We start from the raw sequence: 13,647 nt of genomic DNA, 5'->3' as shown, positions 1-13,647 counted from the left end.
CGCGTGGTGCGCAATGACGCCGAGTGTGCATGAATCTCGCACGGGAAACCAGCGCGCGTGCACGGCGTGATTCGTTACACCGCGTCGTGAATCAATTGCTCGGCTGACATTTACCGGCTTCGGCCGCGCGCTGCTGCTGAACGACGCCGAGCGCGAGCACCTGTTCCTGATCGGCGTCGGCCACCTGCCGGAAGTGCGCTATCACGCTGCCGACCATGTGTCGCCGCGCGTGCAGCACGTGCTCGATTCGCTCGACGCGAGCCCCGCGATCGTGCGCTCGGCGACGTGGGACGTCGTCGCGTGGAACGATGCGGCGGCCGCGACGCTGACCGACTACACGACGCTGTCGCCGGAACGGCGCAACATCCTGCGGCTCATCTTCGTCGATCCGCACGTGCGCGGCGTGCAGGCGAACTGGGAGCGCGTCGCGCGGTTCGCAGTGGGCGCGTTTCGCGCCGACGTCGCGCGCGGCGGCGCGACACAGGCCGTGCAGGCGTTCGTCGACGAGATGCGCGCGACGAGCGCCGAGTTCGACGCGCTGTGGCGCGACCACGATATCCGCTCGCACGAGGAAGGGACCAAGGAGCTCCACCATCCTGCCGTCGGGCGAATCGCGCTCGAATACTCGGCGTTCGCGGTGAGCGGCCGGCCCGACCAGACGCTCGTGATCTTTACGCCGGAAACGGCTGCCGATCGCGCGCTTGTCCGGACGCTGGTGGCCACGCGAAAGCAAGCGCTGGCCGAGCAGATGCCCGTCGCATGACGGCGCGCGTCCAGCCTGACTCATCAGACAAAAGCGCCGTCGCACCGTATCGCCCGCCTTCGCCAGCCGCGCCCATCCGGCCCCATCGCTCCGGGCAAACCCATCGCATTCCGCACTGATTCCCAGTCGAATATTTAATTTTCACCTGGCGTAGCGCGCGCTTACCCTTTCGGCATCGCATCACAGGGCCCCCGGCCCCCTCCCTGGAGCATCCCGATGTCCGACCCCGGCACCGCGCAAGCCGTCCACCGCCCGCATGCGGTTTCCGTGTCCTATGGCGCGCTCGCGCTGCTGGTGCTGGCCGGCCTCAACCTGCGACCGTTCCTGACCGCATTCGGCCCCGTGCTCGACGTCGTGCGCGCCGACACGGGCCTCGGCTTTCGTGCGGCCGCGCTGCTGACCACGCTGCCGTTCGTGCTGATGGGGGTCGTGGCCGGAGTCGGAGTCGGGCTCGCGCGACGCTTCGGCGAACAGCGCGCGCTGACGGTCGCGCTGGCACTGATCGCGGCAGGCTGCACGGCTCGCCTGTGGACCGGCGGCAGCGCGGGCCTGATCGCGACCGCGATCGTCGCGGGCGCCGGCGTCGCCGTGATCCAGGCGCTCGTGCCCGGCCTCGCGAAACGCTGGTTCGTCGACCGGCTGCCGCTCGCGATGGGCCTCTACTCGGCCGCGCTGGTCGGCGGCGGCGCCTTCGGCGCGGTCGCGAGCCCGTGGCTCGCCGCGCATGGCGGCTGGCATCTCTCGCTCTCAGTGTGGGCCGTGCCCGCGCTCGTCACACTCGCGCTGTGGCGTGCGAAGGCGCCGCGCGACGCCGTGCACGCGACGGCCGTATCGGCCCCGATCACCGCGTTCGCCCGCATTCCACGCGCGTGGCAGCTTGCGCTGTTCTTCGGGCTCAGCAACAGCGGCTACGCCAGCCTCGTCGCATGGCTGCCCGCGTTCTACCGCAGCATCGGCATGAGTCCGCAAGCGAGCGGCAACCTGCTCGCGTGGATGGCGCTGTTCCAGGCGGCTGGCGCACTCGCGATGCCGATGCTTGCAAAACGTTCGCCCGACCGCCGCGCCGTGCTGTGGCTCACGCTCGCGCTGCAGGCGGCCGGCTTCATCGGGTTCGCGACGCTGCCCGCGGTCGCACCGTGGTTCTGGGTCGCGAGCGTCGGCCTCGGTCTCGGCGGCTTCTTCTCGATGAGCCTGATCGTCACGCTCGACCACCTGCCCGATGCACGGCTTGCAGGCGCGCTCGCCGCGTTCGTGCAGGGCATCGGCTTCCTGACGGTCGCGGCGAGCCCATGGCTGATCGGCTGGCTGCGCGACGCGGGCGGCGGCTTCGCAGTCGCGTGGTGGATGCATCTCGGCGTGATCGCCGCGATGGCCGCGCTGAATGCCGCGTTCTCGCCCGCCGGCTACCGGCACAGCATGGCGCGCATCGCCAGCGCCGCTCGATAACTTTCCCTTCGAATCCGGGCGAGCGCCTTCGGCACTCGTCCAGCCGCCCGCGCATGGCCGGGCGCGGGCAGTCACGCCCATCGGCCGCTGGTTCGCTTCAAAACAAACTACATCAATCGGTATTGGAGACAGACATGAAAAAGCTCGTCCTGGCCGTTGCGCTCGCGCTGACGGCCGGCGCCGCCGCCGCGAAAGACCCGGCGGTCCTGCGCCTCGGCGTCGACCCCAGCTATGCACCGTTCGAATCGCTCGCGCCCGACGGCAAGCTCGTCGGCTTCGACATCGATCTCGGCAATGCGATCTGCGAACGAATGAAGGTGCGTTGCGTGTGGGTCGAGAACGCGTTCGACGGGATGATCCCGGCGCTGAAGGCACGCAAGTTCGACGGCGTGCTGTCGTCGATGAGCGTGACCGAGAAGCGCCTCGCGCAGATCGCATTCACCGACAAGATCAACAACGTGCCGCCCCGGCTCGTCGCACGGCGCGGCTCGAACCTGCAGCCGACGCCCGAATCGCTGCAGGGCAAGAGCGTCGGTGTCGAACAGGGTTCGACGCAGGAGACGTATGCGCGCACGTACTGGGAGCCGAAAGGCGTGATCGTCCGCACGTACCAGACACAGGATCTCGTCTACCAGGACCTGCTGTCGGGGCGGCTAGATTCGTCGCTGCAATCGTCGGTGCAGGCCGACCTCGGTTTCCTGAAAACCGCGAAGGGGGCGAACTTCGAATTCGCGGGGCCGCCGCTGCATGACCCGAAGACGCTCGGCGTGGGTTCGGCGATCGGCGTGCGCAAGGATGACGACGCGCTGCGCACGCAGATCAACCAGGCGCTGGCGAGCCTGATCCAGGACGGGACTTACCAGCGGATCTCGAAGAAGTATTTCTCGTTCGATATCTATAACTGACGGGCGGGAACGGACAACGCGAAGAGGCGTCACGCATGAATGCGCGACGCCTCTTCTTCACTGTCGCGACCTGCGAGGCCGATCGTCAGCCGGTTTTTCGTAGGACAAACGGAGCGCTGCCAATCCACTTCGCTCGATACGATGCCCTCCCGCGCGGGAAGTCCAACCATCCGCTCTTCGATTTCCTAAACTGTTTTGAAGAGGTCACGATCCGCTGTCTCGCCGGGCGCTCACTGCCGGATCGCGCACAGGACCGATCCCGGGAGAAAACACGATGCGAACGCGCTACCTTGTTGCCGGATTCATCGGATCCGGCCTCCTTCTATGCGGCTGCACGACACCCATGGGTCAGCAAGCCGCGTCCTCACGAACACCGCTCGAATACGTTCAGGCCGCCGATCAGTACGTGATCCCCGTGCCGCTCGCTCCGGCCGTCAAAGCCGGCAACCTTCTGTTCGTTTCGGGGATTCCCGCTTATGACCGGAACGGCAAGCTCGCCGTCGGCGATTTCACCAGGCAGATGACTCAGGCGATGGAGAACGTCACGGGCATCCTCAAGGCCGCCGGCACGGGATGGGACCGCGTGGTGAAGGTGGATGTGATGCTGGTGCGGCGGGAGGACTTCAAGGAGATGAACCGCATTTACGCGGGATACTTCCAGGCCGGGAAATTCCCGGCCCGAAGCACCGCGATCGTGGCGTCACTGCCGAATCCCGACTTTCTCGTCGAAATCGACTGTATTGCCGTATTGGACAAGCCGTGACGCATGTCGCGATCGATCGCGACAGACACGGCTCGTGGGCATCGAATGGCGCGATTATGCCGCTCGCTGCAACAGGTCCGTTGCGAAAGAATTCGCATGCGCGACGGCCTCTTGCGCGTCGCCGAACACACCGAGCTCATCCCAGTGTTCTTCGGCCGCATACGTTCCCCTCACGGCGAGCGCCCGCTGAACGCTCAACTGCGCGGCGTATTTGCCATCCTGCAACGGCCGGGCCGTTGCAACCACCTTGTGCGGAGGACTGGCTCGCTCCGGCTGAACCAGTTCGACGGCGCCACCGGCCACGTCGACATACATCAACTCATTCCTCGTTTTGCAGTCCGGGCAATAGAAGCACCACCCTGAGTCCTCTTGATGGGGTCTGACCTGCCCGCGAGCCAGCACGGCGCGGCATGCAACGTTTTCGCAGATGAACGGCATGGCAGTCTCCGAAGTTGTTTGTCGGAAATCCTAGCATGTCCGTCGGCGGTCAACCACCGGCATCGGCACGATTGCCTTGCGGTCGATCAGATTCGGGCACACACGCCCCTGGCACGGCTCGCACGCAGGTCGTCCCGGCGCTCGCAAGCCTCCCGTCAGCCGGGATAAACTGTCTGCCCGACCCACGAACCCAGCCATCCTCCATGTTGATCCGCGTTGCTACGCCGTCCGATGCCATCCCGCTTGCCGAATTGAAGCGCGACACGTTTCGCGAAACCTTTCTGCATGACGGATTCAATATCGACTACCCGCCGCATGATCTGGCTGCGTACGAGACCAAGACCTACTCGGTAGAAGCGGTCACGGGCCAGCTCAACGATCCCCAGTGCCGCACGTGGGTCGCCGAAAGCGACGACGGCCAGCTGGTGGGGTATGCACAAGCGGGGCCGTGCAAGCTCCCGCACCCGGACGTTGCCGACGGTTCCGGGGAGATCCATCAGATCTACCTTCGGCGCGGGACGCAAGGGACCGGCGCCGGGCGTGCGTTGTTCGATTCCGCACTGGACTATCTGGCCACGGAGCGCCCCGGCCCGGTGTGGCTTGGCGTGTGGTCCGGCAACGCAAAGGCCATCGCCTTCTACGAGAAAGCCGGTTTCAAGCGGGTCGGTACGTACGATTTCAAGGTCGGTGAAGCGACCGACCTGGAGTTCATCTACCGTCGCTGACCTTCGCAGTTGCATGCCGACCGAGCCGCGCCAGCAAAAAGGGGCGCCGCGCACGATCGCGCGACGCCCCTGCTTCACGTCGGCCGGCCCGGTCGGGCAGCGACCGCGATTGATGCACGACCGGCCGTCAATCGGCCGGCGTCACTTGTAATTGAACGCGTCCGGGTGGTTCTCGAGGCTGCCCGTCAGTGCCGCATACAGAATCGTCCGTCCGTCGATCGATTCGCTACCGCCGCCGATATTGAGCCAGGTCAGCTTCTCGGTGCCTTCCTTCGGACCCGCGACGGACAGCACACCGTACATCACCTTCTTCTGCGGGTCGTACAGCACCGCGATGCGCTCCGAACCGCAGTTGTGCGGCTTGCAGGCCGTCATCACGTAGACGTCGTGCCCGCCGAACACGACCGTGGTTCCCGGAGATTCGGTTCCGTTCGTCACCCATGCCGGCACCGTGCGACCTTTCTTCATCGCAGCGAACGCGTCGCTCGCCGCGCGATCGCCGGGGATGGCGCTCATCGTCCATGTTTTCGTCGGCGCGGGGCCCGCGGCCCACGCGGCCTGCGCGAGGATCAGTGCAGCGGCGGCGAGAGGAATCCTGACGTTCATTTATACCTACTCCTATCAATGTGACGATTCCTTAGTCGCCACCAAACCGACAAGAGTTCGTCCCGTCGTGTCAATTTTTGTCAGTCAATAGTGACTCCGTCTCCACAATGTCTTCGGTTCGTCGAGCAAATGACGTAACCCGCTGCGCTCGATCGTGAGTTCCGCGACTTCGTTCACCCGTTCGAGCACCGCGCCTTCATCGACCGACAACACGCGCCGATCCTCCATCAGCACCCTTCCGCCGACCATCGTCATGCACACATCGGCCGCGTTCGCGAAGCACGTCACCCGATACACCGGCATGTTCATCGGCATCATGTGCGGCCGGAACAGGTCGACGAGGACGATGTCGGCGAGCTTGCCGGCTTCCAGCGAACCGACCTCGTGATCGATCGACAGCGCCTTCGCCGCGTCGATCGTCACCATCTCCAGCACCTTGCCGTGCGGCAGCACGTCCGGGTCGCGGAAATGACGGCGGTGGTAGTGCATGCACTGCCACATGTGGCGGAACATGTCGTAGCCGCGATCGGGCGCCGCGCCGTCCGATGCGATCGCCACCGTCACGCCCGCATCGATCAGTTCGGGCACCGGGCAGCGCCCGATGATCGACATGATCGCGCTCGGGTTGTGGACGATCGCAGTGCCGGTTTCGACGCACGCTGCGATGTCGTCGTCGGTCAGGTCGATGCTGTGCGACATGAACGACGTCGGGCCGAGCAAGCCGAGCTCGCGATGCGCGAACGCGAGCGTGCCCGCGCGGTGGCCGTCCTGCGTGAACGTCAGCCCGCGCCCGCGCGCCAGCGCGCCGTAGCGTGCGGCCTGGTCGCGGAATTCGTGCTCGTACTGTGCGAGTTCGGGATCGTGCTCGGGCCCGTACACGGGCAGCGTGAGCGCGATGCGGATCCGGCCGTCGGCATCGCCGTGGCATTCGTCGATGATGCGCTCGCACACTTCATACATCGTGTCGAAATCGATGTCGCGCGTATCGCTGCCGTCCGGCGTGTGGCGCGTGTAGGCACGCGGCGCGGGCGGACGCGACGGGCCGACCGCGACGATCGAGCGCGTACCGGTGCGTACGACCGCATCGCAATGGCGCCGTGCATAGACCGGATCGTCGACGCGCATGATCGAGTTGCCGCCGCCGAGCAGCGACACGCCCGTCGTCACGCCGGCCTTCAGCCGTTCGAGCGCGGCAAGGTGCGACTCGGCCTCCCAGAACGCCTCGTCGGACGCACGCGTGTAGATCGTCTCGGCTGCGGCCGACCATGCGTCGCCGTCCGCGCCGCCGATCGTGCGCAGCATCGCGTGGCCGGCATGCGCATGCGCATCGATCAGGCCCGGCAGCACGGCCTTGCGGCGCGCGTCGATCGTGCGCGCGGCGCGGTAGCGCGCCTGCAATTCATCGGTGCTGCCCACGGCGACGATACGATCGCCCTTCACGGCAACCGCGCCGTGCTCGATCACGCGCCGCTGCGGGTCCATCGTGATCACGCAGCCGTTCGCGATCAATGTGTCGATCGCTTCGCGGTTGTCCGCTCGCTTGTCCTCGGTAGTCATCGCACTGTGTCCTGTTGTCGTTCGATTGATTTCGTTGCCGTCCAGCCGTCACGCCGAACCGACCGGCGCCGCGATCCGCGCCTTCAGCTTGCGCTGCACCGCGCTGATCACGATGAACACCACCGCATTCACCGCGAGCGCGACGAGCCCGGGGTTGATCGACGTCACCGTATTCGACGCACCCGGGAACAGCGACGCGAGCGTCACGCCATAGTAGTTCGTCATCGCGATCACGATCGCGCCGGCGACGATGCCTGCGAACGCGCCTTCACGCGTGCCGAACGGCCGCTTCAGGAAACTCGATGCGAGCATCGGCACGAGCTGAGTGAGCAGGCTCGACGAGAAGATCGCGAGCGTGACGAACGTCGCACCGCCGCGCAGCACGAAGTAGACGACCACCAGCGTGAAGATCGGCAGCGCGATCCGCGCGACGCGCGTCACCTCGCGGTCGGTCGCGTTCGGCGCGAAGCCTTCGCGGTAGATATTGCGCGCGATCGTCGTCGATGCGTTCAGCATGATCAGCGAGCCCGGCACCAGCGCGGTCAACAGGCCCGTGCCGCCGACAATGCCGACGAACCATGCGGGGAAGGTCTGCTTCACGAGCCGCAGCAGCGCGAGATCGGTCTGCGCGCCTTCGAGCCCGTGCACGGTCATCACGGCCGCGAAGCCGACGAGGAACAGGAACGCGATCAGCACCTGGTACAGCGGCATCAGGATCACGTTACGGCGCAACGCGCGCTCGTCCTTCGCGACGTAGATCGCGGTAAAGCCGTGCGGATACAGGTAGTAGCCGAGCGACGTGAGCAGGATCGTCGAGTTGTACCAGCTCAGGTTGAAACCATGCTCGGGCATCCGCAGCAGTTCGGGATGCGCGGCGTCGATCTTCGCGAACATCTCGCCGAGGCCGCCGTAGTAGTGCATCGGCAGATACAGGCCGAGAAAGATCGCGATCGCGAGGATCAGCACGTCCTTGAAGATCGCGATGCTCGCCGAGCCGTGGATGCCCGATACGACCATGTACACGGCCATCAGCGTCGCGGCGATCCAGATCGCGGCCGCCTGCGGAATCAGCCCGTACGACATCTCCGACACGATCACGCCGAGCCCGCGCAACTGGATCATCAGCAGCGACACCATCGCGAACACCGCGACGACCGACACCAGCACGCCGATCGCGCGGCTGTCGTACTTCGCCGCGAAGTAGTCGGCGAACGACACGAGCCCGCGCTCCTTCGCGTAACGCCAGATCGCCGGCAGCATCCAGTAGCCGATCACGAACGCGAGGCAGCCGTACGACAGGATGTAGAACGCGGGCACGCCCTTGCTGTAGGTCCAGCCGCTCGCGCCGAGGAACGAGAACGTCGAGAACGCTTCGCCGGCCATCAGCAGGAACGTCAGCAGCGAGCCGAAGCCGCGCCCGCCGACCGCCCACTGCTCGAGCGTGAGCTTGCGGCCGCGGCGCGCCATCACGCCGATGGCGAGCGCGAACACGGCGAACGCCGCGATGATGATGATCGAAGCGTTCATCGCGCGTCTCCCGGGCGGCCGGCGCGGGCCGCGTCGCGCTCGTCGAGATGGAACAGGATCGCGAGAATCGCGGCGGTGGCCGCCATCCAGACCAGGTTCCAGACGAGCAGGAACGGCAGCCCGAACAGCAGCGGCCGCACCTCGGCGAGCGAGCCGCCCGCATACATCCCGACGAACGGCAACGCCGCCAGCAACAGTTTGAGTTTCATGAGTGCCTCCTCCGGAAGACGCGTGTGTGCGTCAGAACATCAGAACTTCTGGCGGATGCCGACCACCACCGCCACCTGCGACGTCGTCGACGACGCGCTGTCCGTGCCGTCGATCCACGCCTGCCCGACACCCGATGACGCCTTCTGGTAGAAGCCGTTCACGTACACGTCGGTGCGCTTGGACAGCAGGTACTGCACGCCGGCCGATACCTGGTGGTAGTGGCCGCTGTCGCTGGCGCGCGCGACCTGCGTATAGGTGTAGCCGGCCGCCGCCATCAGCGCCGGCGTGATCATGTAGCGCAGGCTGCCCTCGTAGTTGTTGAAGCGCAGCGCGCCGCCCGTCGCCTGCCCGAAGTTCGAGCCCGTGTACAACAGGCCGAGTGTTGCCGGCCCGATCGCGTAGCTGCCGCCCGCGCCCCAGATCTGCTGGCGGATCGCGTTGCCGAGGCTCGCACCGAACACCGATTCCGACGCCGGATAGTAGTTATCCGAAGCAACGGCGCCGCTCGTGCTGACCGCCGGCTGGTTCACGCGCGCATATGCGGCGCCCGCGTTGAGCGGCCCGTTCACGTACGTGACGCCCGCGCTCCAGCTGTTGTCGTTCGCGAAGCCGGTCGAGTTCGAGAAGCCGTACACGAGGTTCGCCTGCAGGCCCGCGATCGTCGGCGACACGTACTTCACCGCGTTGTTGGTGCGGAACGTGTTGTTGATGTCGTCGTTGTCGAACGGGTGCGTCGAGTACTGCGCGAGGAAGCTGCTCATCTGCAGCGAGCCGAGGATGTCCTGCGTCGAGTTGTACTGGCGGCCGAGCGTCACCGCGCCCCAGTTCGCGCCGCTCAGGCCGACCCACGCCGAACGCCCGAACATCCGGCCGCCCTGCCCGAGCGCGCCGTTCGCGACGTTGAAGCCGTTCTCGAGGCGGAAGTTCGCCTTCAGGCCACCGCCGAGATCCTCGGTGCCGATCAAGCCCCAGCGCGGGCCCGATTCGTTGCCGCCCGTGAATTGCCACAATGCATGGCCCTTCGCGTTGTTCGTGTAGGTCACGCCCGCGTCGACGATCCCGTACAGCGTCACCGTCGACTGCGCGTGCGCGGCGCCCGCAAACAGCATTGCAACGGCTACGCCCACGCCTGCGGCGCCCGCCTTCCCACCCTTCATTCGCACCATCGCCGTCTTCTCCTCTCCAAACCTGTTCATCGATGTGTTGTGTTTTTTTGATCCTGCCCATACGCCCGATCAGGTTGTATAGACAGTCGCTGGATGGTATCCAGCCGCAATCACATCAAGAAATGAAATGTTCAACTGGGCGGCAGTTGGAAATCGAATGGCGGGGAGATGAACGGGGACGATGCGCCCCTGCAAGAGAAACGAAAGCGCGCAGGTCCGCTGGACGCGGCGCGCTTTGCTCAGACGTGAATGGCTCGCGTAAGCAAGCTGACGAAACGGCGACGCGCGATGCGCCCATGCGGTTTTCCCGGATAGCCCGTGCGATGCGCTATCGCAGTGCGACTTCGGCCCGATCGCCGACACGATCGAGGAGCGGCGACGCAACGCCGCCCCTCTCGCCGGGCACATCGCTGTCGCGACGTGCTACCGCAGCCGGTCGTCGACCGCGCGCGCCACCGCGCTCAACGCATCGCCGCGTTCGAGCGCCGCGCGCGGCCGTGTCGATTCACCGTGCGCATCGAGCGCGCGCGGCGCGAAGTCCGGCGACGACGAGAACTTGACGATCGTCAGCGCATGCTTCGGATCGACGAGGATCGACTGGCCGAACCGCCCCGCCGCCGCGAACGAGCCGTCGCCGTCGTTCACCTGGTACCAGTAGTCGCGATACGCATAGCCGTCCTTGCCCGCAATCACGTTGCCCTTCGCGAACAGCGCCGCATTGTGCGCGGGCTGCAGCGCCGCACGAATCGTCGCGGCGGGCAGCGCGCCGCGTGCCCCGCCGAGCCCCGTGCGCACGCGCTCGGCGAAGCGCGCGGCATCGCGCAGCGTCGTGTACAGCCCGCCGCTCGCCATCGCCATCGCATTGCGGTCGACGACGACGTACGCATCGTCTTCCGCGAAATCGCGCCACAGCCACCGCTCGACCAGCGCGCTCCACGGCTGCCCCGTCGCGCGCTGCATCGCCCACGCAACGGCTTCCGGCGAACCGTTCTGGTAGAACCACGTGCTGCCGGGCGCCACGTCCGGCACACGCTGCACGGTCAGCAGGAAGTCGGCGATGCTGGCCGGTGCGCCTTCACGGTGGGGCACCAGCCCGACCGCGCCGAACAGGCCGAGATCGGGCGGGATGCCCGGCGCGTACGCGGTCGGCACCTCCATGTCCAGGTTCTGCTGCAGCGTCGCACCGCCGAACGGCGTGTCGGCGAGTTCCGGCACCGTGCGCGCAAGCGGCGCGCCCGCGTCGAGCACGCCGGATTCGATCATCTGCGCGGCCAGCAGACCCGTCACCGATTTCGTCATCGACGCCCATGCGTGCGGCTGGTCGGGCCGGAAGCCGTCGAAGTATCGCTCGTAGACGATCCGGCCGCGCTGCACGACGATGAAGCCATCCGTATGCGTTGCGCGCAGGTAGGCGTCGAGCGTCAGCGTCTCGCCGCCGATCGTCACGGGCAGCGTGTCGAGACCGGAGGCCGGCTGCTCGGGCAACAGCATCGGCGTGGTCGCGTGCCGAATGCCGGCCGTCGGCGCGAGCAGCCGCGTATTGCCCAACGCCCAGCGCAGGCGCGCCGGCGTGAATGCGTTCGCCTTGTTGACGACCTGGTCGGCCGGCGGCGGGAAGCCTTGCATCATGCCCGGCATGACGGTGTCGGTTGCAGCGGGTGCAGCGGGCACCGCGTGCGCAATCGCGGCGAGCGCGAGCCCGCCGGCCAGAACGAAGGCGTCGGACAGCCGCCGGCGAATGCGCCGGGCGGCAGTAAAGTGTCGAGGAATTCGCATCGAATCATGTCTCGTAGTGGAAAGAAAACGACCTTGTGTCCGGACATCACGGCTGCTGGCCGTCGATGCGCAACAGGTTCGACACCGACGCAACCCCGTCGACGCGCCGCGCAACCGCCGCCGCGAGCGTCACCTGGTTCGTATCCGTGACCGAGCCGCTGAGCGTCACGCTGCCGTCGCGCACCCGCACGAGGATGCGCGTGACGTTGAGGTTCTTCGTGCGCGCGAGCGCCGTGCTGACGCGGCGTTTCAGCTTGCGGTCGGCCGCCTTGCGTTGTGCCGGCGACAGGTCGGCCGGCGCCGGTGCCGACGCCTGTACGGCCGCCTCCGCCGATGCCGGGATCGCCGCGCTCGCGGCATCGGGTTGTGCGTGGGCGGTGACGGTCCAGCATGCCGCCGTCAGCAACGCCACAGTCAGTCGGGATGAAGTACGCATGATCGAATCACACTCCTGAAAAATCGTTGAAAGGCACTCAGAACTGCGTCATCAGCCCGATCGACACCCCGGTCGTCGCGCTCGCCCCGCGCCGCAGGTTCAGCGCCGCGATCGTTGCCGGGTCGCGCATGTACGCCCCGGTCATCCCGTTACGGTCGACCTCGACATACAGCTCCGTGCGTTTCGACAGGAAGTATTCGGCGATCGCGTAGGTCGTCAGCTTGTGACCGTCCGCGCCCGACACGTTGCCGAGATTGCGCGCGCGGTCGTAGAACGCGGCCGCGCTCAACTGCACCGACGGCAGCGGCTGCACGACGACGCCGAACGACGGGATATCGTCACGCCGCGACGGCGCGCCGGCCTTGTTCGCGCTCACGTTCAGCGACGCGTAGCTCAGGTAGAAGCGCGTACGGCCGAGCTGCAGCGTGCCGCCCGCCTGGATCGTCTGCGCCGACTGCGAGCCGTCCGGGCTGTAGGTCTTCGCATACGACACGCCGCCCATCAGGTCCGAGTACGTGTACATCGCGGCCGTCGAATAGCTGGTGCCCGCATGCGAGCTGCCCGCGACGCCGCCGGGCGAATAGTTCGCGCCGAACCGCAGGCCGCCCACCTGCCCGAGATACTTGATCGTGTTGTTGAAGCGCGAGTCGAGCGTGAAGAAGTTGCCGTCGAACTGCACGCCCGGCTCGACCGCGAGCGATTGCCCGCGCCCGCCGAGCGGATCGAGCGCGATGCCGAGATCCTCCGCGGCGTTGAACTGGCGGCCGAGCGTCAGGCGGCCGAAATCGCCGGCCAGGCCGACATACGCGGCCTGCGAAAACAACGTGCCGGACGTTTTGAGCGCACCGGTGCCGCTGCTGAACGCGCCGTCGAGCACGAACAGCGCCTTCAGCCCGCCGCCGAGATCCTCCCTGCCGCGAATGCCGAACTCGTTGCCCGCGATGATGTTGTTGTTGTAGCCGACCTGGCTGCCGCCCGGCAGGCCGTTGACCCACCGGACGCCGCCGCCGATCCGGCCGAACAGCGTCACGCTCGACTGCGCGTGCGCGCTCCCCCACAGCGCGCCGATCAGCGCCGCCGCGATCATCTTCTTCATGTCTCCTCCTGCCGCGTCGTCGCGCGGCGTATCGTGGTACTGCTTCCCGTCGAAAGGCGCCACGGCCCGGCTGGCGGGCCGCACGCCGAATGCAATGCGATGCGATCGGCGCAGCAGGCGCTAGCGACCGCACGCGCCGACCGGCGGCGCAGTGCGCGCCGTATCGCCCGCGAGGCGCCGCAGCGAGCGCTGCGGATCGAGGCACCACGCGCCGAGCACGCCGCACGCGATCA

General features: G+C 66.8%; 13 protein-coding genes and 1 pseudogene. 5 read left to right on the top strand and 9 right to left on the bottom strand.

Annotation, left to right across the window (positions count from 1 at the left end):
• Positions 1 to 124 precede the first annotated feature (124 nt).
• The 4 genes and pseudogenes from G3O00_RS32285 to G3O00_RS32270 form a co-directional block, all read left to right on the top strand.
• Positions 125 to 763, top strand: a pseudogene (locus G3O00_RS32285) (transcriptional regulator); the annotation flags it as partial.
• A 216-nt stretch (positions 764 to 979) separates the two neighbouring features.
• A complete protein-coding gene (locus G3O00_RS32280; protein WP_206145413.1) occupies positions 980 to 2,209 on the top strand; it encodes a cyanate transporter in 1,230 nt (409 codons plus the stop codon).
• A 134-nt stretch (positions 2,210 to 2,343) separates the two neighbouring features.
• Positions 2,344 to 3,114: an ABC transporter substrate-binding protein gene (locus G3O00_RS32275; protein ID WP_206145412.1), complete on the top strand. Its 771-nt coding sequence runs from the start codon at positions 2,344 to 2,346 to the stop codon at positions 3,112 to 3,114.
• Between the two features lie 274 nt (positions 3,115 to 3,388).
• Complete coding sequence (locus tag G3O00_RS32270; RefSeq protein WP_206145411.1) at positions 3,389 to 3,877, top strand: RidA family protein; 489 nt, start codon at positions 3,389 to 3,391, stop codon at positions 3,875 to 3,877.
• A gap of 54 nt (positions 3,878 to 3,931) precedes the next feature.
• Here the strand turns inward: G3O00_RS32270 and G3O00_RS32265 are convergent, their stop codons facing one another.
• A complete protein-coding gene (locus G3O00_RS32265; protein WP_011356063.1) occupies positions 3,932 to 4,315 on the bottom strand; it encodes a hypothetical protein in 384 nt (127 codons plus the stop codon).
• Between the two features lie 203 nt (positions 4,316 to 4,518).
• On the opposite strand from G3O00_RS32265, the gene G3O00_RS32260 reads away from it, so the two are divergent.
• Entirely contained in the window at positions 4,519 to 5,040 is a 522-nt protein-coding gene (locus G3O00_RS32260; protein WP_174934456.1) for a GNAT family N-acetyltransferase, read from the top strand.
• A 141-nt stretch (positions 5,041 to 5,181) separates the two neighbouring features.
• On the opposite strand, the gene G3O00_RS32255 is transcribed toward G3O00_RS32260, so the two are convergent.
• The 8 genes from G3O00_RS32255 to G3O00_RS32220 all read right to left on the bottom strand — a co-directional run bounded on the left by G3O00_RS32255 (position 5,182) and on the right by G3O00_RS32220 (position 13,414).
• A complete protein-coding gene (locus G3O00_RS32255) occupies positions 5,182 to 5,646 on the bottom strand; it encodes an Ivy family C-type lysozyme inhibitor (protein ID WP_206145410.1) in 465 nt (154 codons plus the stop codon).
• A gap of 84 nt (positions 5,647 to 5,730) precedes the next feature.
• Positions 5,731 to 7,203 carry an amidohydrolase family protein gene (locus G3O00_RS32250; protein WP_206145409.1) on the bottom strand — a complete coding sequence of 491 codons (1,473 nt, stop codon included), beginning with the start codon at positions 7,201 to 7,203 and terminating at the stop codon, positions 5,731 to 5,733.
• Between the two features lie 48 nt (positions 7,204 to 7,251).
• Positions 7,252 to 8,730, bottom strand: coding sequence for a sodium:solute symporter (locus G3O00_RS32245; protein WP_206145408.1), 1,479 nt, complete (start codon positions 8,728 to 8,730; stop codon positions 7,252 to 7,254).
• On the bottom strand, positions 8,727 to 8,939 hold the full coding sequence (locus G3O00_RS32240) for a DUF3311 domain-containing protein (RefSeq protein WP_011356070.1): 213 nt from the start codon (positions 8,937 to 8,939) through the stop codon (positions 8,727 to 8,729). Before G3O00_RS32240 ends, G3O00_RS32245 begins: the two co-directional genes overlap by 4 nt.
• Positions 8,940 to 8,978: 39 nt before the next feature.
• Positions 8,979 to 10,106, bottom strand: coding sequence for a porin (locus G3O00_RS32235; protein ID WP_206145414.1), 1,128 nt, complete (start codon positions 10,104 to 10,106; stop codon positions 8,979 to 8,981).
• A 423-nt stretch (positions 10,107 to 10,529) separates the two neighbouring features.
• Positions 10,530 to 11,882, bottom strand: a complete 1,353-nt coding sequence (locus G3O00_RS32230; RefSeq protein WP_206145407.1) for a serine hydrolase — start codon at positions 11,880 to 11,882, stop codon at positions 10,530 to 10,532.
• Between the two features lie 46 nt (positions 11,883 to 11,928).
• A complete protein-coding gene (locus tag G3O00_RS32225; RefSeq protein ID WP_206145406.1) occupies positions 11,929 to 12,318 on the bottom strand; it encodes a BON domain-containing protein in 390 nt (129 codons plus the stop codon).
• A 37-nt stretch (positions 12,319 to 12,355) separates the two neighbouring features.
• Entirely contained in the window at positions 12,356 to 13,414 is a 1,059-nt protein-coding gene (locus tag G3O00_RS32220; RefSeq protein ID WP_206145405.1) for a porin, read from the bottom strand.
• Between the last annotated feature and the right edge of the window lie 233 nt (positions 13,415 to 13,647).

This window comes from Burkholderia sp. Ac-20384 (assembly GCF_017104605.1).
Taxonomy (GTDB): Bacteria; Pseudomonadota; Gammaproteobacteria; order Burkholderiales; family Burkholderiaceae; genus Burkholderia; species Burkholderia lata.
This window is presented reverse-complemented; position numbering and strand designations above follow the sequence as displayed.

Excerpts from the sequence above, each read along its gene's own strand:
- G3O00_RS32280 (WP_206145413.1), top strand. The coding sequence starts at position 980 with ATGTCCGACCCCGGCACCGCGCAAGCCGTCCACCGCCCGCATGCGGTT.
- G3O00_RS32275 (WP_206145412.1), top strand. The coding sequence starts at position 2,344 with ATGAAAAAGCTCGTCCTGGCCGTTGCGCTCGCGCTGACGGCCGGCGCC.
- G3O00_RS32270 (WP_206145411.1), top strand. The coding sequence starts at position 3,389 with ATGCGAACGCGCTACCTTGTTGCCGGATTCATCGGATCCGGCCTCCTT.
- G3O00_RS32265 (WP_011356063.1), bottom strand. The coding sequence starts at position 4,315 with ATGCCGTTCATCTGCGAAAACGTTGCATGCCGCGCCGTGCTGGCTCGC.
- G3O00_RS32260 (WP_174934456.1), top strand. The coding sequence starts at position 4,519 with ATGTTGATCCGCGTTGCTACGCCGTCCGATGCCATCCCGCTTGCCGAA.
- G3O00_RS32255 (WP_206145410.1), bottom strand. The coding sequence starts at position 5,646 with ATGAACGTCAGGATTCCTCTCGCCGCCGCTGCACTGATCCTCGCGCAG.
- G3O00_RS32250 (WP_206145409.1), bottom strand. The coding sequence starts at position 7,203 with ATGACTACCGAGGACAAGCGAGCGGACAACCGCGAAGCGATCGACACA.
- G3O00_RS32245 (WP_206145408.1), bottom strand. The coding sequence starts at position 8,730 with ATGAACGCTTCGATCATCATCATCGCGGCGTTCGCCGTGTTCGCGCTC.
- G3O00_RS32240 (WP_011356070.1), bottom strand. The coding sequence starts at position 8,939 with ATGAAACTCAAACTGTTGCTGGCGGCGTTGCCGTTCGTCGGGATGTAT.
- G3O00_RS32235 (WP_206145414.1), bottom strand. The coding sequence starts at position 10,106 with ATGGTGCGAATGAAGGGTGGGAAGGCGGGCGCCGCAGGCGTGGGCGTA.
- G3O00_RS32230 (WP_206145407.1), bottom strand. The coding sequence starts at position 11,882 with ATGCGAATTCCTCGACACTTTACTGCCGCCCGGCGCATTCGCCGGCGG.
- G3O00_RS32225 (WP_206145406.1), bottom strand. The coding sequence starts at position 12,318 with ATGCGTACTTCATCCCGACTGACTGTGGCGTTGCTGACGGCGGCATGC.
- G3O00_RS32220 (WP_206145405.1), bottom strand. The coding sequence starts at position 13,414 with ATGAAGAAGATGATCGCGGCGGCGCTGATCGGCGCGCTGTGGGGGAGC.